Origin of the sequence: Paraburkholderia sp. BCC1885 (assembly GCF_900996235.1) — a bacterium.
GTDB lineage: Bacteria > Pseudomonadota > Gammaproteobacteria > Burkholderiales > Burkholderiaceae > Paraburkholderia.
The window spans coordinates 47,837-63,183 of sequence record NZ_CAAJGM010000144.1 but is presented as its reverse complement, the minus strand read 5'-3'; the positions used below and the strand labels follow the sequence as shown (position 1 = coordinate 63,183).

Annotated in this window: 17 protein-coding genes and 1 pseudogene; 10 read left to right on the top strand and 8 right to left on the bottom strand. The window is 60.4% G+C overall.

From position 1 onward, the window contains the following. Positions 1-54 precede the first annotated feature (54 nt). The 7 genes from FQ755_RS14665 to FQ755_RS14635 are packed head-to-tail and all read right to left on the bottom strand — an operon-like array spanning position 55 to position 8,050. Positions 55-582: an NADH-quinone oxidoreductase subunit B family protein gene (locus FQ755_RS14665; RefSeq protein WP_144155321.1), complete on the bottom strand. Its 528-nt coding sequence runs from the start codon at positions 580-582 to the stop codon at positions 55-57. Next, positions 582-2,129, bottom strand: a complete 1,548-nt coding sequence (locus tag FQ755_RS14660) for an NADH-quinone oxidoreductase subunit C (protein WP_144155319.1) — start codon at positions 2,127-2,129, stop codon at positions 582-584. Before FQ755_RS14660 ends, FQ755_RS14665 begins: the two co-directional genes overlap by 1 nt. 3 nt (positions 2,130-2,132) lie before the next feature. Beyond that, on the bottom strand, positions 2,133-3,593 hold the full coding sequence (locus FQ755_RS14655; RefSeq protein WP_144155318.1) for a hydrogenase 4 subunit F: 1,461 nt from the start codon (positions 3,591-3,593) through the stop codon (positions 2,133-2,135). Continuing rightward, positions 3,586-4,245 (bottom strand): formate hydrogenlyase, encoded by a 660-nt coding sequence (locus FQ755_RS14650; RefSeq protein WP_133893182.1) that lies wholly within the window; start codon positions 4,243-4,245, stop codon positions 3,586-3,588. The genes FQ755_RS14655 and FQ755_RS14650 overlap by 8 nt, the downstream gene beginning before the upstream one ends. Continuing rightward, on the bottom strand, positions 4,246-5,196 hold the full coding sequence (locus tag FQ755_RS14645; protein ID WP_144155316.1) for a respiratory chain complex I subunit 1 family protein: 951 nt from the start codon (positions 5,194-5,196) through the stop codon (positions 4,246-4,248). Continuing rightward, positions 5,193-7,202 carry a hydrogenase 4 subunit B gene (gene hyfB / locus FQ755_RS14640; protein ID WP_144155314.1) on the bottom strand — a complete coding sequence of 670 codons (2,010 nt, stop codon included), beginning with the start codon at positions 7,200-7,202 and terminating at the stop codon, positions 5,193-5,195. The genes FQ755_RS14645 and hyfB overlap by 4 nt, the downstream gene beginning before the upstream one ends. 20 nt (positions 7,203-7,222) lie before the next feature. After that, complete coding sequence (locus tag FQ755_RS14635; RefSeq protein WP_144155312.1) at positions 7,223-8,050, bottom strand: fused MFS/spermidine synthase; 828 nt, start codon at positions 8,048-8,050, stop codon at positions 7,223-7,225. A gap of 534 nt (positions 8,051-8,584) precedes the next feature. Between FQ755_RS14635 and FQ755_RS14630 the strand changes: the two genes are divergently transcribed. From FQ755_RS14630 to FQ755_RS14590, 10 genes and pseudogenes are all read left to right on the top strand, one after another. After that, positions 8,585-9,346 (top strand): YoaK family protein, encoded by a 762-nt coding sequence (locus FQ755_RS14630; protein ID WP_144155310.1) that lies wholly within the window; start codon positions 8,585-8,587, stop codon positions 9,344-9,346. A gap of 22 nt (positions 9,347-9,368) precedes the next feature. Next, positions 9,369-9,746 (top strand): response regulator transcription factor, encoded by a 378-nt coding sequence (locus FQ755_RS14625; protein ID WP_313957456.1) that lies wholly within the window; start codon positions 9,369-9,371, stop codon positions 9,744-9,746. Continuing rightward, entirely contained in the window at positions 9,689-9,829 is a 141-nt protein-coding gene (locus tag FQ755_RS38550; protein ID WP_313957459.1) for a hypothetical protein, read from the top strand. Before FQ755_RS14625 ends, FQ755_RS38550 begins: the two co-directional genes overlap by 58 nt. A gap of 182 nt (positions 9,830-10,011) precedes the next feature. After that, a complete protein-coding gene (locus FQ755_RS14620; RefSeq protein ID WP_186308532.1) occupies positions 10,012-10,458 on the top strand; it encodes a hypothetical protein in 447 nt (148 codons plus the stop codon). An 11-nt stretch (positions 10,459-10,469) separates the two neighbouring features. After that, positions 10,470-10,778 carry an HPr family phosphocarrier protein gene (locus FQ755_RS14615; protein WP_313957455.1) on the top strand — a complete coding sequence of 103 codons (309 nt, stop codon included), beginning with the start codon at positions 10,470-10,472 and terminating at the stop codon, positions 10,776-10,778. Between the two features lie 60 nt (positions 10,779-10,838). After that, the gene (locus FQ755_RS14610) at positions 10,839-11,609 is read left to right on the top strand and encodes a fused MFS/spermidine synthase (protein ID WP_144155304.1); all 771 of its coding nucleotides are present in this window, start codon (positions 10,839-10,841) and stop codon (positions 11,607-11,609) included. 86 nt (positions 11,610-11,695) lie between these two features. After that, complete coding sequence (locus FQ755_RS14605; protein WP_144155302.1) at positions 11,696-11,923, top strand: hypothetical protein; 228 nt, start codon at positions 11,696-11,698, stop codon at positions 11,921-11,923. Positions 11,924-12,091: 168 nt separating this feature from the next. Next, positions 12,092-12,289: a ribbon-helix-helix protein, CopG family gene (locus tag FQ755_RS14600; protein WP_133893173.1), complete on the top strand. Its 198-nt coding sequence runs from the start codon at positions 12,092-12,094 to the stop codon at positions 12,287-12,289. A gap of 775 nt (positions 12,290-13,064) precedes the next feature. Further along, positions 13,065-13,406, top strand: coding sequence for a zinc ribbon domain-containing protein YjdM (locus FQ755_RS14595; protein ID WP_144155300.1), 342 nt, complete (start codon positions 13,065-13,067; stop codon positions 13,404-13,406). 139 nt (positions 13,407-13,545) lie between these two features. Continuing rightward, positions 13,546-14,408: pseudogene (locus FQ755_RS14590) on the top strand (transposase); the annotation flags it as partial. Positions 14,409-14,961: 553 nt separating this feature from the next. Here FQ755_RS14590 and FQ755_RS14585 read toward each other — a convergent pair. Continuing rightward, positions 14,962-15,192, bottom strand: a complete 231-nt coding sequence (locus FQ755_RS14585) for a hypothetical protein (RefSeq protein ID WP_144155298.1) — start codon at positions 15,190-15,192, stop codon at positions 14,962-14,964. Between the last annotated feature and the right edge of the window lie 155 nt (positions 15,193-15,347).

The window sequence follows — 15,347 nt, the reverse complement described above, 5'->3', positions numbered from 1 at the left end:
CGTCCCGCCAATCGCGGCATCGTGTCCGGTATGAGCATCAATCCGCCCCGCTGATCACGTCGAGAACGTTGCGCGCTTGACCTGAAGCGCCGTGAGAATGCCTCGCAGAATGTCGATGGGCGGTGGCGGGCATCCCGGGATCGTCACGTCCACAGGAAGCAGTGTCGAGAGTGGCCCGCAGACGGCATAACTGTCCCGGAACATGCCTCCGGTACAGGCACACTCGCCAGCGGCGACAACCAGCTTGGGATGAGGCGTTGCCTCGTAGGCCTGCCGTACGGCCTCTCTCATGTTCAGCGTCAACGGGCCGGTAACGAGCAGCATGTCGGCATGGCGCGGGCTCGCAACAAAACGAATGCCCAGGCCCTCGATGTTGTAATAAGGATTGTTGAGTGCGTGGATTTCCAGCTCGCAGCCGTTGCAGGAGCCGGCATCGATTTCGCGGATGCACAGTGCCCGGCCGAGCACGTCGAGGATCTCCTGCTGGATCTGCCGGCTTTCGGTATGCCATGCGTCGTCGCCTTGCGGTACGCGTTCGTCCGGCGTACTGGTCCGCGCAATCTGTTTGAGAAGTTGCCACATTACAGGTCGTGTCCCGCGTAGTTCAGATTGAACGACTTGTTGATCAGCGGGAAATCGGGAACGATATTGCCGATGATCGCGTGTTCCAGCGCCGGCCAGTTTTGCCATGAGGGGTCGTGGCAGTGGCAGCGCGAAATGGTCCCGTTTGCCCCGGTCTCGAGGGCGACAAACACATCGCCGCGCCAGCCTTCGATCCAGCCCACTCCGCGGGACGGCGGCGGGTCGTGGTCGAGCGTTGTGACGATGTCTCCAGCAGGCAGACCGGCGAGGAGCGTCTGGATCAGCCGGATGGACTCGTAGATCTCGCCAAAGCGGATCGCGACGCGGGCGGCCACGTCCCCGCGCCCGTCGCTGACCATCTGCGCCTGAACCTCGTGATAGGGCGCGTAGGGGGGATCGATCCGCACGTCGGTTTTCCGGCCGCTGGCCCGCCCGACGAGCCCGCACACGCTGAAGTGCTCCGCCACCCTTGCGGAGAGCACCCCTGATCCCGCGAAGCGATCCTGCAGCCCCGATTGATCCTCGTAGATGCGCTGCATCACGTGGACCTGCGCGTCGATCTGTTCGCACTGCGTCAGCATGGCGGTGACGAAGCGGGCGTCGAGATCCGTTGACATGCCGCCGGGAACGATCCGGTCCATCAGAAAACGATGTCCGAAAGCCCGATCGTTCAGGCGCAGCCAGTCTTCTTTCAGCCGGGAAAACTGTGCGAGGCCATAGCCGAAGCCCGCATCATTGCCGAGCGCGCCCAGGTCGCCCAGGTGGTTGGCAATGCGCTCGCGCTCGAGCAGCAGTGCACGCAACCATTGTGCGCGCGGCGGAATCCGTGCATCAAGTGCCCGTTCAACCGCCATGCAATAGGCCCACGCGAAGGCGACCGTCGTGTCCCCGGCAATGCGCCCGGCCAGCCGGTGTCCGAGCAGCAGGGGCGTCTGCTCGAACAGCTTTTCGATGCCGCGGTGGGCGTAGCCCAGCCGTTGCTCGAGTCGCAACACTTTTTCGCCGACCACCGAGAAGCGAAAGTGCCCAGGCTCGATCACGCCTGCGTGGATGGGCCCGACGGCAATCTCATGCACCCCGTCTCCGGCGACCGGCACGAACGGATAGTCGGCTTCCTGCGACTCGAACCGTTCGGTTCCGGCGGAGCGCTTTTGCAACGGATGGTAGTCCGCCGGCCAGTTGCCGTGGTTTAGCCATGGCCGTGTATCGCTGGCGCCGATCGTATGCAGTCCGAGCAGATCGTGGACCGCCCGTTGCATGCGTATTGCGCAAGGGAAGATGGCCGATAGATCCGGATATCCTTCTTTCTCTGCCGGCAACTGCAACCAGAGAATACCGTCCTCCAGCGCATAAGCCGCGGAGATCACGAATGTGCCCGCCGCCTCTTCGGCACCCCACAGCGAGATTAGCCGCCCGCCGCTTTCGCGCGCGGCCCTGGCCGTTCTCGACCATGTATCGGAATCGACTCGCGCCAGAAACGCAGACGATCTGCCGGTGAATGTCGACAGACGGATCGGGTTGGGAAGTTCAAGCGCTTCGATGCGCATGTGTCACCCCGCAATCATCGCCGCCGCCTGCCGATACCACGTCGCAAGATACGGCGGAATATAGAGCCCCAGCATCAGGCCGAGGCCGAGATGGACGAATACCGGCAGCAGCGCCGGCGAGTGCTCAAGAGGCTTGACGGTCGTGTCGCCGAACACCATGCCTTGCACGCGCGAAAAGATCGCCGCGAATGCGACGGCCAGCGCCAGCAACAGGAAAGGCGTGCTCCACGGCAGTCTGCTCATGGCGGTGGTCAGGATCAGGAATTCGCTCGCGAACACGCCGAATGGCGGCATGCCCACGATGGCGAGCGTGCCCAGCATCATGCCCCAGCCGACCGTTGGACTCACGCGCAGTAATCCACGGATGTCGTCGATGGCCTGGCTGCCCGCCTTCTGGGCGGCGTGTCCGACGGTGAAGAAGATCGCGGACTTCACCAGCGAGTGAACCGTCATGTGCAGCAGCCCCGCAAACGTCGCGATGGGACCGCCAAGCCCGAAGGCGAATGTCATCACGCCCATATGCTCGATCGACGAATACGAAAAGAGCCGCTTGACGTCTTTCTGGCGGAACAGCGAGAAGGTCGCAACCAGCACCGAGACCAGTCCGAAACCCACCAGCAGATGTCCGGGCAAACCGTTCTGCAGGGCGCCATCAGCCAGCACCTTGCAACGCAGCACCGCATAGAGCGCAACGTTGAGCAGCAGGCCAGACAGCACCGCGGAGATCGGCGTCGGACCTTCGGCATGCGCGTCGGGCAACCAGTTGTGCATCGGCACGAGACCGACCTTGGTGCCATAGCCGATCAGCAGAAACACGAACGCGAGTGAAATGATGGTCGGATCGAGACTGCCCTTGACGGCATTCAGACCGGTCCAGAGCAGCGCATCGCTACCGCCGAGCTGCCGGCTCGCGGCCAGATAGAGCAGGATTGTGCCGAACAGCGCCTGGGCGATGCCGACGCCGCACAGAATGAAGTACTTCCATGCGGCTTCGAGGCTGGCCGCGGTGCGATAGACGCTGACCAGCAGCACGGTCGCGAGCGTGGCGGCTTCCATCGCGACCCACAGGATACCCATGTTGTTGGTGAGCAGCGCGAGCAGCATCGCAAAGATAAAAATCTGGTACATGCTGTGATAAAGACGCATGCGCGAACCGGTCATCCTGCCGCGGTCGCGCTCGACGCGCATGTACGGCCGCGAAAAGATCGAGGTCGTCCAGCCGACGAAGGCCGTCAATGCGACCAGGAATACATTGAGCGGATCGACAAAGAAGAGTTTACCAAGTGCGAAAGCAGGTCCGTGCGCGACGGTCTGAGCCGCGAGCAGCATTGCGGCGGCCAATGTCAGGAAGCTGAACCCAACGTTAAGCTCTGCAGCGAAATGGCGATGCCCTACGAGCGCGAGGCACCCGCCAGCCAGCAGCGGGATCGCGAAAACGAGCAGCAGTACCCAGGCCTCAGTCATCTTTGAGCTTTTCGAGGTGGTGTATGTCCAGGCTGTCGAACTGCTCGCGAATCTGGAACATGAATACGCCGAGAATGAGGATGCCGACCAGCACGTCCAGTCCGATGCCGAGTTCGACGATCATGGGCATGCCGTTGGTGGCCGCCGCTGCGGCGAAGAACAGGCCGTTTTCCATCGACAGAAAGCCGATCACCTGCGGTATCGCCTTCGCGCGCGTGATCATCATCATGAACGACAGCAGCACGCATGCGAGGGCAATGCCGAGCGTGCCGCGCGCCACCGACGATGCAAGCTGGCTGACCGGCGACGCGACGTTGAACGCGACGATCACGAGCACGATGCCCACCAGCAGGGTGGCGGGAATGTTGAGGAGCGGCTCGACGTCGGTCTTCACGTTGAGCCGCTGCACCAGCCTGTAGAGAATCCACGGAATCAGACCGACCTTGAGCACCAGAGTCAGCGCGGCAGAGATATACAGGTGCACGTCGGCCGTCACATATCCGAGGACCAGATTCGCGGATACCAGCGTCAGGCCCTGCAACGTGTAGAGGTGGATCAGCGACAGGATGCGGCGCTGGCTGAGCATTGCAAACGACAACAGCAGCAGGATGGCCGCCAGAAAATTGATGATCTGCGTGGCGAAGCCGTGCATTCACGCCCCCAGCAGAAAGTGGACGAGCATGCCGATGACGGCCAGCAGGAACGCCGTCGCGAGAAACTCAGGGACGCGGAAAATACGCATCTTTGCATTGCTTGTCTCGACGACCGCAAGCGCGGCGGCGCCCACCAGCAGCTTGACGAAGAGCGCCGGGATCGCGAATAGCAGCGCCGTCGGATTGCCCGCTTCGGCGATGCCCCACGGAATGAAGAGCGCCAGGCCAATGCAGGAGTACGCGAACAGTTTGAGGCTCGCGGCCCATTCCATCAGCGCGAGATGCCGCCCGGAATATTCGAGGATCAGCGCCTCGTGGATCATCGTGAGTTCGAGGTGGGTGGTCGGGTTGTCGACCGGTAGACGCGCGTTCTCGGCAAGCGACACCATCGTGAACGCAATCCCAGCAAATGCCAGGCTCGGATAGATCGCCAGTTCGCGGTGATCGAGCGTGGCAACGATGCTGGTCAGCAAGGTGGACTGCGTGATCAACGAGGCCGAAAACAGCACCATCAGCAACGCGGGTTCCGCGAGGAAGCCCACCAGCATTTCGCGGCGCGCGCCGAGCGTGCCGAACGCGGTGCCGATGTCCATCGCGGCCAGCGAGAGCGTCACGCGTGCCAACGCGAAGAGGCCCACCAGCGCGATGGCGTCAGCGGCCGGCGACAGCGGCAGGTCGGTTGAAAGCGTCGGCACGATCGCGCAGGCGAGCGTCATGCAAGCCCACACAACGTATGGCGCACCGCGGAATATCGGGCTGGCGTGACTGGCTACCACGGACTCCTTGTTGAACAGCTTGTGCAGCATCCGGTAAGGCTGCCAGATGCTCGGCGCGCGACGGTTCTGCAGCCGGGCGCGGCACATGTTGACCCAGCCCGTGAGCAGCGGAGCGGCCGCGAGTGCGAGCAGGATTTCGAGCCCCTGCGAGAGCAATCCCGAGAGCGTGATCATCGTCTCACCAGCATCAGCAGTACGATCAGCATAACGAAGCTGTGCATCAGATACACGGCAATGCGGCCGGTCTGAAGCCGCCCCGCCAGTGCCGCGATGCGCATGATCAACCGTTCCAGCGGGGCGTAGATCAGGGGCCACGCGCGATCCGTCACCGTGACGCTGTACACGGGGTGTTCGTCGAACGGTGAAGGAAGACGCCGCTCGATTTTGAAGAGCGGCGTGAAGATTTCGCGGATGGGCTGCCCGAACCCTTCGGCGGTGTCCTGCATGCGCGCGGTCACGAACGGATAGCCGCAGGCCCACGGCGCGGCGCGCCTCAGGCGTCCATGGTAAAGACGGCGGACCAGCAGCCACGCGAGCCCGCAGCACGCGAAGAGAAACAGCAGGAAAATCGCCGGCATGTAGCTGGCCCGGTTTACGCTGGTGGGCGCAAGCAGCAGCCAGCCATTCTTCGCGACGGCTGCTCCGATGCCGGTCCCCACCAGCATCTGGGTGACGCGATCCAGCACGGCCACGAACTGCACCGGCAGAAGCCCGAGCAACACGCAAATCCCCGCCAGCCAGACGAAGCCGACCCGCTCCCAACGGCTGGCGTCATGTGCCTCTGCCAGCTTCGTTTCGCGCGGCTGACCGAGGAAGACGATGCCGAAGAACTTGACCATCGTGTAACCCGCAAGCGCGGCCACCAGCGCGATCAACGCGGCGAGCAGCGGCACCACCATATTCAGGAACGGGTTCGGCAAGCCCGGCGTGAACAGAAAACTTTGCAGCAGCAGCCATTCGGAGACGAAGCCGCTCAGCGGCGGAAGCCCGGCGCTGGCAAACGCGCCCACGAGTGCCGCCCATGCAGTCCACGGCATGACGCGGATCAAGCCGCCCAGACGGCCGAGATTGCGTTCGCCTGTTGCATGGAGCACGGACCCCGTGCCGAGAAACAGCAGGCTTTTGAATGTCGCGTGGCTAGCGATCTGGTAGAGCAGGGCGGTCAACGACAGCGTGGCCAGCGTGTTCATTCCGTACGCGCGAAACAGGATCGCCAGTCCCATGCTGACGAACATCAGACCGATATTGTCGATCGACGAGTACGCAAGCAGCCGTTTCATGTCCGTCTGGATGGCGCTGAAGACGACGCCGAAGAGGGCGGTAAAGAGTCCGAGCGCCAGCATGAACACGCCCCACCACCATAATTGGACGTGCAACAGATCGAACACTGTGCGCAGCACGCCATAGAGGCCGGCCTTCAGCACGAAGCCGCTCATGAGTGCCGAGACGGGCGAGGGTGCGGCCGGGTGCGCGTCGGGTAGCCAGACATGCAGCGGGAAAATGCCGGCCTTGGCGCCGAAGCCGAACAGGGCCAGCAGGAACGCGATGGATGCCCAGAATACGTCGAGATGCTGGTGACGCATGCTGGCGAACGTGTAGTCGCCGGTGTTGGCTTGCAGCAGGCCGAAACACAGCAGGAGCGCCAGCGCGCCGACATGGGAGATCAGGAAATAGAGGTAAGCGGCTCGACGGATCTCCGCGATGCGGTGATTGGTCATCACAAGGAAAACCGCCGACACCGTCATCGTTTCCCACGCGACCATAAAGCTATAGGCATCGTCTGCCAGCAGCAGCGCCGCCATGCTGGCGAGGCAGACGTGATATTCGAAGCAGATTAGCCCGGGCGGAGTGCCTTCACCTTTGCGGAAATAGCCAGCCGAGAACGCGCTTACGCCCGTGCTCACCACGCCGAGGACCGCTAGGAAGTACGCCGACAGACCGTCGAGCCGAAGATGGAACGGGAGGTCCGGCAATCCGAGCGGCAGGATGATTTCCTGAGGACCGGCGAACACGCCAGTCAGACCCAGTGCGCACAGCAGCAGACCGAATATCGCACCGACTGGAAAGAGGCCGTGCGCGACCACCCGTGTGCGGCGCAGGCTGGCGAGTCCGATGACCCCGACAAGCAGCCAGCCTGCAATGACCAGCAGCACGTAATGGATGACCAGCAACTGTCCCATCGGTGTCGTCTCCGGTGCCGTTAAACGTCTCGCTCAACGGCCAGTGTGTTGAACGAAAGGTACCCCGGAACGGGCTCCTCCCGGTGATGACGTTCCATTTTCGTCACGTGGCGCCGCAGGTCCAGACCCATCGATGTCGCGATCGTTTTCGCGCGGGCATGCAGGTAATCCCAGCCCGGCACGGATTCCTGCCTGAGCGCGACCGCAATGATGTTGCCACCGCAGTGCGCAGTGGTGCGGAACAGTCTTCCGTCAAACGCCCTGCGTATTCGCTCGAGACAGACAGCGAGCAGCAGGTCATTGTGCAGCAGGTTGGCTACCAGAACCCCTTTGTCGCGCAGGGCGGCACGGCAGGAATGGTAGAAGTACCGGCTGGACAGCGCGGCGGGCAAGCCCGATGCATCGAAGCCGTCAAGCAGGATTACGTCCGCGACGCCAGTCTTGTCCGACAGGTAGTCCGCGGCGTCGGCATGCACGATCTGGGATCTTTCTGAGTCAGGCGGGATGAAAAACTGCTCGCGTAACGCAATCACTCTCTCGTCGATTTCGATCGTGGTGACCCGTGCTGACGGAAATCTGTGGAAGCAGTATTTGGAGAGTGATCCGCCGCCGAGACCCACGATCAGGATATCCCTGGGCTCGTGGTGAAAAAGGCCAAAGGTCATCATGGCCCGGGTGTACGGGAGATCGAGTTCGAACGGATCACTCCTGCGCATCGAGCTTTGTATGCCGAAGGCGTCAAAACGCAGCGTCCGCTTGCGCAGTCCGTCGCGGACCACGGGTTTCCCAAGCGGCTTCCCGCACAGTTCCACCAGGGCGTGTCTGAATTGATTGTGATCGGCTGGCAATCCAATGCTCTCCTGCTAGTGCAGATCAGTTTCCGTTACCCCGAGTCATGTTGCGACCGATGAGTCTCGGCAAGTGCATGCTGTTACGCAACGAGATTCACGCTATCCGGTGCTCTTCAAGAGGGTCGTCAAGCGGCATGACACTTCTCCTCAATATGGCGCTCTCCGCCCCATCAGTTGCCGGGCATTGTCGACCCACCACCACAAACCACATCGGTCCTGCATCGTTACCGCGGCTTCCGGCGTCGGTGACGTGGTGCATCCCGGTGTGTTAACTACATCCAGCAGAAGGTCCATCGGCAGGAGCATCAAGTTACCAGTTTATGATAATTTCGTTATCATCCTAGCAGCTTTATTGATCTGGTTCCACATGTGATGCTCTATCGGGGTGCACGGAAAACGTGTCGCGTTCGTTCAGGGCGTCTGGAAGGCGGGCCTCAGTTTGCGTGTGGAATCCAGAAACCAGCTTGCGGAACCTGTCCGCGCTGGCGCCGAAGGGCGAAGCGGACACGCCAGTACACGAGTCGATACCTCATGCCAGCACACTATTTCCGCAGTCTGACGGGAAAGAACCGGAGCACCGGGGCGGACAGGCAGCTTGGTTTTTCGCTGGCGTTCGTGGCAGGTGGGACCAACGCTGGCGGCTTTCTCGCGGTGAAGCAGTACACCTCCCATATGAGCGGCGTGGTATCCGCGATCGCTGACCAGACCGCGCTGGGTGATCTCTCACTGGTCCTCGCGGGTGCCGGATCGCTGATCTCGTTCCTGCTGGGTGCTGCCTGTTCCGCCGTGCTCGTCAATTGGGGGCGACGCAGGCGACTGAACAGTCAGTACGCTTCACCCTTGCTGATCGAGGCTGGGCTGCTCCTTTGCTTCGGGCTGATCGGCAGTCATCTGGCGCTGTGGGAAGCCCTGTTCGTCCCAACGACGGTCGTGCTTCTCTGCTTCATCATGGGGCTGCAAAACGCGATGATCACGAAGCTATCGGGCGCGGAAATTCGCACCACCCACATGACCGGTATCGTGACGGATATCGGCATCGAGCTCGGCAAACTCTTCTACTGGAATTCCTCCTGGGGTGGGCCTGCAGAGCCGGCGGTGCTGGCCGACCGGGCGAAACTGAAAGTGCACGGCACGATGCTGGCCATGTTCTTCGTCGGCGGCATCACCGGAGCGCTGGGATTCAAGCACATCGGATACGCGGCCACCATTCCTCTCGCGGGACTGTTGATCGTGCTGGCGATCGTGCCGCTGATTGACGACCTGCGCGACCAGATATACCGGCTTGACCGCTAGTGCTACCGCTGCAGATCGCCGGATGGAGGAACCTGCAATGCGTCAACCCGGGCGGTCCCTCCCCATGCTGAGAATTTTTCTCGTTGGGCACTCGATCTCCGTCAGAAGAGGCGTTGCCGCGCTCCTTGAAACCATCGAAGGGGTCGAGCTTGTTGGCGCAGCGAACGAGCCCTGCGCAGCATTGGCCGGCATCGCGGCGAAGCATGCAGATTTCGTCATTGTGGATCTGAGATTGACCGGCGGTAGTGGACTGGAAGTCATTAGTGGCCTTGCGCGAAACAGCCCGCCTGTCATCACGATGCTGCGACCAATTATTCGGGCAAGGGATACCGGAAGGCCTGCATGTTGGCCGGAGCGAGCTATTACTTCGACAAGACGACGGAGTTCGATCTTGCCCTGAGCGAGATCAAGCGGATCGCCGTCGAACATTCAGCGGGCGCCGCCGGGCAAACACGCACTGATCTCCTCTCACCTGAAGGGTAGTGGTCCGCTCGCGAAATCGCTACCAACTCCAGGAGTTGTACGCACATTGTATGATAATGAAATCATCATTTATTTACGCTACAATTAAACCTGAATGGCATCCATGGCCCGGTCCATCGATGCAAGGGGTGATCAGATCAGGCAAGGTGGATCGTTCACTGGCGCCTGGCAAGGAGGTTGATGTGATCGACGCGAGTGTTGCCCTGCTGTCGCATGACTACACGCACCGGTTTTTGCGGGATGTGATGGGGATCCGTGGATTGATCGTGATCGGTGTTGGCAAGGCGGGCGAGCGCGGATTTCAGATGCTTTACCGCTTTTCGGACATTTGCGATCGCCTGGAAGAGTGCGGGATCAATGTGATCTTCGTCTATCAGAAGGAATCGGCACGACACGTTCAGGATGCAACGTCGCGGTTCGGGGCCCGGTACAGGCAAAAGCCCTGTCTGTTTCTGGACGATGATGGCCAGTTCTTTCGCGGTCCACCCCATCCAAAATCACTTCGCGTGGAGTATCTGGATCGGGTAATGAGACGGCTCGCGACGGTCGAAATTCCGTTGCAGGATGAAACGTGGGATCCGCTGCTGCGAAACTTCCTTGTCGAGGTCGTCGCGGGTTCCATGCACTAAGCGGGCCCGGGATGGGATGTGTGGTCCCGGGTCGCGTTACGCACAAGGGGAGCAGGGTGGTTGAGGTATTGATTCAGGTAGGCGGGCGGTGGGGCCTGAACGGGCAAGGGTCGGCCAGACTTGCGGTGAGTGCAGCCGGGTTTGCGAGCGACATCGTTTGCATGGCGAACGGCCGGTCCGTCAACGCAAAGGACGTCATGTCGGTCATGTCCCTGCGGGCGAGACCGGACACGCTGGTGAGGGTCCTCGCAACGGGGCCTGACGAAATTGCGGCGCTTGAAGCGCTCTCTGCCATCCTGCGTACACAGGAATCCTTCTGATCTGACCCATGCAAGACCTCCGCACCCGAAAACCGGCCGCGCAACGACTCACATTCGATCATGCCCAGGAAAAGAAAGAGAAATCTGAACAGGCCGCTGGTCATCCAGAACGAGCAGGTTGTCTCACTGTATTTTGATGCGCGCGGGGTCCAGAGCACCATGTTGCGGCGCGATCCCTGCGCCCTTGCGCTGGGCTACACGCGGACCATGATGGGTTTCCTGCTGTTCAGACCGTCCCCGCGCCGCATTTCGATGATCGGTCTGGGTGGCGGCTCACTGGCGAAATACTGCTACCGCCACTTGCCTGACACCACCATTACTGCGGTCGAAATCAATCCGGAGGTGATCGCGCTGCGCGACCAGTTTCACGTGCCGCGCGATGACGAACGTTTCAGGGTGGTTTGCGCAGATGGTGCGCAGTACGTCACCGTTCCGGACCACCGACCCGATGTGCTGCTGGTCGATGGCTTTAACGCCGAGGGCCTGCCTCCCGAGCTAGGCAGCCAGACGTTCTACGAGGCTTGCCGCCGCCGGTTGAGCGATGACGGGGTGCTGGTGGTCAACCTTGTGACGGACGAGCCGGATTTCCATCGTTACCTACGCCTGCTCAGGGACGTTTTCGCGGGTGCAGTGACCCTGGCGCCGTCCGAAGGTAGCGATCACAACATCACTGTTTTCGCATGGAAAGGAACGGACGGACTGCCGTCCTTTGCAGTCATGCTTGACCGGGCGCGCGCGCTCGCCCCGAGACACACGGTGAATCTTCATGCCACGGCCACGCGCATCGAGTACGGCAAGAAATTTAACTGGAACCGATATGGCCAGGCTTGATTGGCGAACCCGTCTGTCCCGGGCGCGGGGCGCGACCCTTACATCTGCGCAGGCTATCTGAGTGAGCGCACTCTTGAGGTAGGAAGATGACAACCGAACGCGACATTCCCGGCTGCACTTTGACACATGCGGCCGTTTGGGCACTTGAACGTCTGGCCCAGCAGCGATATGGCCGCGACGCCCCCGCCCTGATCTGGTCGGTCGCGCAGGAATTGCGTAATGCAGGGTTTGTCTCCTCGCCGGCAAGCGTGAGGAGCGCCGTGTCAATTACCCCGGCCGGCCAGAACTACCTGCGTGCCAGAGCGGAGCTTTAGGACGCAGGCACCGCGTTGCGTGTTGTCAGCTCTGCGTCGGCCCAATGGCCGAGCACAGAAAAACGCACGAGAATCGCCCCCGAACGAATGCTTCTGGCACCGCGAAAATGACTGGGGCCGCATGGTGTATTATAATTGCATTAACATACTTGGACATCGCACCCCGTCATGGAAACGAAAAGCGCTCGACTCACGATTTTAATCGATCCTGTGAAGAAGGAAGCGTTCGAAAAACTGTGCGCAGCGCAGGACCTGACGCCTTCACAGGTGGTGCGGCAACTGATTCGCGAATACCTTGAGCAGCATGGCGTCACCTACAAGACAAAGAGCACCGTCGGTGCGCGTCCACGTCGAAACACTGCCTGAGCTACCCCTGCACCAGGTCAATAATGCAATCTCGTGGGAAGCGCGGCATCAGGTTGTAACTCCACGATGCTATCGGTCTTTCAGGCACCCCCCTCTCGAGGGAGGCGGCAAGCCGTGCATCCTGCAGTTTTCACGACGACGCATGGTTACCAGGGGCGCAACGACCACGCGTGTTGCGAAATGCGCCACTTGGGCTGAAACCGCGACTGCTCCGTTTCCTCACATTATCTGAAGCTTTCGCCTTTCGGGAGCGTGGTTGTGGGGCGACCATCTCGTGAACAGCGCGAGGATCTGGCCATGTCACCAGATCATCACGCAGACTGGCCTCTGAGGTCCCAGTTGATTCGAAGTGCTGCCGGCTTCGCAGGATAACTTGCGGGAGCCGGCGATATCGCATACTGCGAGGACGCATCCTGCTTCTTCAGCAGTGGCATGCGGACCAATCTCGCGTCACCACGGGTGGTTGTCGTTACGCTCAATGCGGGATACGCTCACGCACAGGCGCTAGCAGATTGTGCGGCGCGGCCGTAGCTTGTGTCCCTGCGACATGGGGGGCGCGTTATCCGCGTCGACGGTGACACGTCCGCGCGGGGCGCACCTCTTAAGGTCGCGTCGCGTAGCCGAGGCTTGCGTTGGTCGTTTCGCCGGTGCGCTAGTGTCTGCCCGAAAGCGGATACTCAACGTTGACGTCATGAGCGTGGCAAGATAAGCACGTCACCGTACAGCGCTATACTTTCGCGCTTTTATTGCCTTCGTCAGGCACCAAGGATTACACATGAGCGCACTGCCTCCCTGTCCGAAATGCAATTCCGAGTTCACGTACGAAGATGGGGGCGTCTACATCTGCCCAGAGTGTGCGCATGAATGGTCGGCACAAGCCACCGTGCCGACCGAAACGGTTGACAGGGTTTATCGCGATTCAACCGGAAATGTCTTGCAGGATGGGGATACCGTCACTGTCATCAAAGACTTGAAACTGAAGGGTTCGGCTGGCGTGATCAAGATGGGCACCAAGGTAAAAAATATCCGGCTGGTGAGCGGCGACCACGATATCGATTGCAAGATCGATGGCTTTGGTGCTATGAGCCTGAAATCGGAATTCGTCAAGAAGGTGTGACCAGGCGCATGAATGGCGGCTGTTGGCCAAACTTCATCCGACGTCATCCGGATGTTGTCGAACGTCTCAAAGTGGCCGGGCCTGTGTGAAAACGCGCTCATCGCCTAAGCTGAATCAACGCATTGTGACCGGGTGATTCATGAAGCGATTCGTTGAAGGCGATGACCGCAAGCAGGTCGCACTACTTCCTGAATGTGTCGATGACTACATCGGGCAAGACAACCCAGTAAGGATCGTAGACGTCTTTGTAGACGAACTGGACCTTACGACGCTCGGCTTCAACGGCATTACACCAGCAATCACGGGCCGCCCGTCCTACCACCCGGGCGTGATGCTCAAGATCCATATCTACGGGTATCTGAACCGCGTACCCTCCAGCCGACGTCTTGAGCGCGAATGCCAACGCAATGTCGAGCTCATGTGGCTGACGGGACGTCCGGCGCTAGACTTCAAGAGGATCGCCGACTTTCGCCGCGACAACGGGCCGGCTATTCGCAACGTATATCGTCGTTTCGTCGAACTGTGTCGCGGACTGAAGCTGCTATCCGGCGACATGGTAGCCATCGACGGCAGCAAGTTCAAGGCAGTGAACAGCCGTGATAGGAACTACACCGCAGGCAAGATCGACAAGCGTCAGCGACAGATCGAGGAAAGCATTCAGCGATATCTCGACATGATTGAAAACGCAGACCGGACCAGTCCGACAGGTTTCGATGTGAAGACTGTGCGCCTGTACGAGAAGATCGCGCTCTTGCGTCAGCGGATGCGTGAGCTCGAGCAGATCAAAAAGCAACTGAAGACGCAACCAGACAGCTATCGCTGACTGACCCGGATTCCCGCTCCATGACCAGCGGCGGCAAGAGAACCGGCACCGTGGGCTACAACGTGCAGACCGCCGTGGATACGAAGCACCATCTGATCGTGGAACACGAGGTGACGAACATCGGGGGCGATCACGGGCAACTCAGCAGGATTGCGAGTTCTGCGAAGAGCGCGATGGGCAAGCCAAAGCGTCTGATCCGTCCGGCTACTGCCGCGCAGACCTCTATCTGTCCGGCCATCTCGAGGGCTTCGTCAACCTCGATGCCGAGCTATCGGACAAGTTAGCCGTTGCCGATTACGGTATGCCATTGCCGATTCGCGGTTAGGTGCATCGTTATCCTTAACGCGCCTCATGAGCCTGTCGATTCGCTGTTCAATCGCTGAGTTAGATCGAGTCGACGGCTAGTGGGCAGGTCGATCGCAGCCTCGCGTAGAGGAACCCCCGACGACAGTGGCAAGTTTCGCAACGCCTCCAAGGACGGCCCTTTAGTAAAGCGGATCAACTCTTCCGCTGCGGGCCGTTCAAAACACGCCCGCGCCTGCAGGTTCAGTGGCAACAGCGGATCATCGGCGGAGCAACCCCTTAGGGCGAGCGGCAGCCGGAAGCACCGGCTCATGTTGTGGGCCCCCGAAAAGCGGCGGCTGACGGGTTTGCTATTGCTCCTGATGCGGTTATCGCCAAAGCAACGAGTACGCATACTTTTTGCATCGGAGTCTCGTGGTTCTCGTATGGCTAGGTCCTTCGACTTTTTCCGGTCGTCGGCGGCGCAGCGTCGTAGATTGCACGCTGGATGTCGGATTCGTCAAAGAGCTTTTGAACGGCTGTGGCGTCGGCTGGTACTCCTTCGGTCAGCTCAACCTTGCCGATGTGAGTTTCTACAGTCTGTCCTGCAGTGTTAGTAACCAGCGCAAAAATCGACACGGCGCTGGCTGCAAGGAACGACGTCATTTTCACTCGACTCATGGAAGCTCCTTTTGTTCTCTTCAGAATTAACTGCGACGGGAACATCGGTATTTGCAGCAAAGCATCCAATCGTTTCACTACCGGAAAACAAATAGGCTCTGAACGCAATGGCCTTGCGCACCCAGAAACCGAGATATCTGTTTTCAACAATTCAC

What these genes read in the sequence shown, in the direction of transcription:
- FQ755_RS14665 (WP_144155321.1), bottom strand. Translation starts at nt 582, where the DNA reads ATGTGGCAACTTCTCAAACAGATTGCGCGGACCAGTACGCCGGACGAA.
- FQ755_RS14660 (WP_144155319.1), bottom strand. Translation starts at nt 2,129, where the DNA reads ATGCGCATCGAAGCGCTTGAACTTCCCAACCCGATCCGTCTGTCGACA.
- FQ755_RS14655 (WP_144155318.1), bottom strand. Translation starts at nt 3,593, where the DNA reads ATGACTGAGGCCTGGGTACTGCTGCTCGTTTTCGCGATCCCGCTGCTG.
- FQ755_RS14650 (WP_133893182.1), bottom strand. Translation starts at nt 4,245, where the DNA reads ATGCACGGCTTCGCCACGCAGATCATCAATTTTCTGGCGGCCATCCTG.
- FQ755_RS14645 (WP_144155316.1), bottom strand. Translation starts at nt 5,196, where the DNA reads ATGATCACGCTCTCGGGATTGCTCTCGCAGGGGCTCGAAATCCTGCTC.
- hyfB (WP_144155314.1), bottom strand. Translation starts at nt 7,202, where the DNA reads ATGGGACAGTTGCTGGTCATCCATTACGTGCTGCTGGTCATTGCAGGC.
- FQ755_RS14630 (WP_144155310.1), top strand. Translation starts at nt 8,585, where the DNA reads ATGCCAGCACACTATTTCCGCAGTCTGACGGGAAAGAACCGGAGCACC.
- FQ755_RS14625 (WP_313957456.1), top strand. Translation starts at nt 9,369, where the DNA reads ATGGAGGAACCTGCAATGCGTCAACCCGGGCGGTCCCTCCCCATGCTG.
- FQ755_RS38550 (WP_313957459.1), top strand. Translation starts at nt 9,689, where the DNA reads ATGTTGGCCGGAGCGAGCTATTACTTCGACAAGACGACGGAGTTCGAT.
- FQ755_RS14615 (WP_313957455.1), top strand. Translation starts at nt 10,470, where the DNA reads ATGGGATGTGTGGTCCCGGGTCGCGTTACGCACAAGGGGAGCAGGGTG.
- FQ755_RS14610 (WP_144155304.1), top strand. Translation starts at nt 10,839, where the DNA reads ATGCCCAGGAAAAGAAAGAGAAATCTGAACAGGCCGCTGGTCATCCAG.
- FQ755_RS14605 (WP_144155302.1), top strand. Translation starts at nt 11,696, where the DNA reads ATGACAACCGAACGCGACATTCCCGGCTGCACTTTGACACATGCGGCC.
- FQ755_RS14600 (WP_133893173.1), top strand. Translation starts at nt 12,092, where the DNA reads ATGGAAACGAAAAGCGCTCGACTCACGATTTTAATCGATCCTGTGAAG.
- FQ755_RS14595 (WP_144155300.1), top strand. Translation starts at nt 13,065, where the DNA reads ATGAGCGCACTGCCTCCCTGTCCGAAATGCAATTCCGAGTTCACGTAC.
- FQ755_RS14585 (WP_144155298.1), bottom strand. Translation starts at nt 15,192, where the DNA reads ATGAGTCGAGTGAAAATGACGTCGTTCCTTGCAGCCAGCGCCGTGTCG.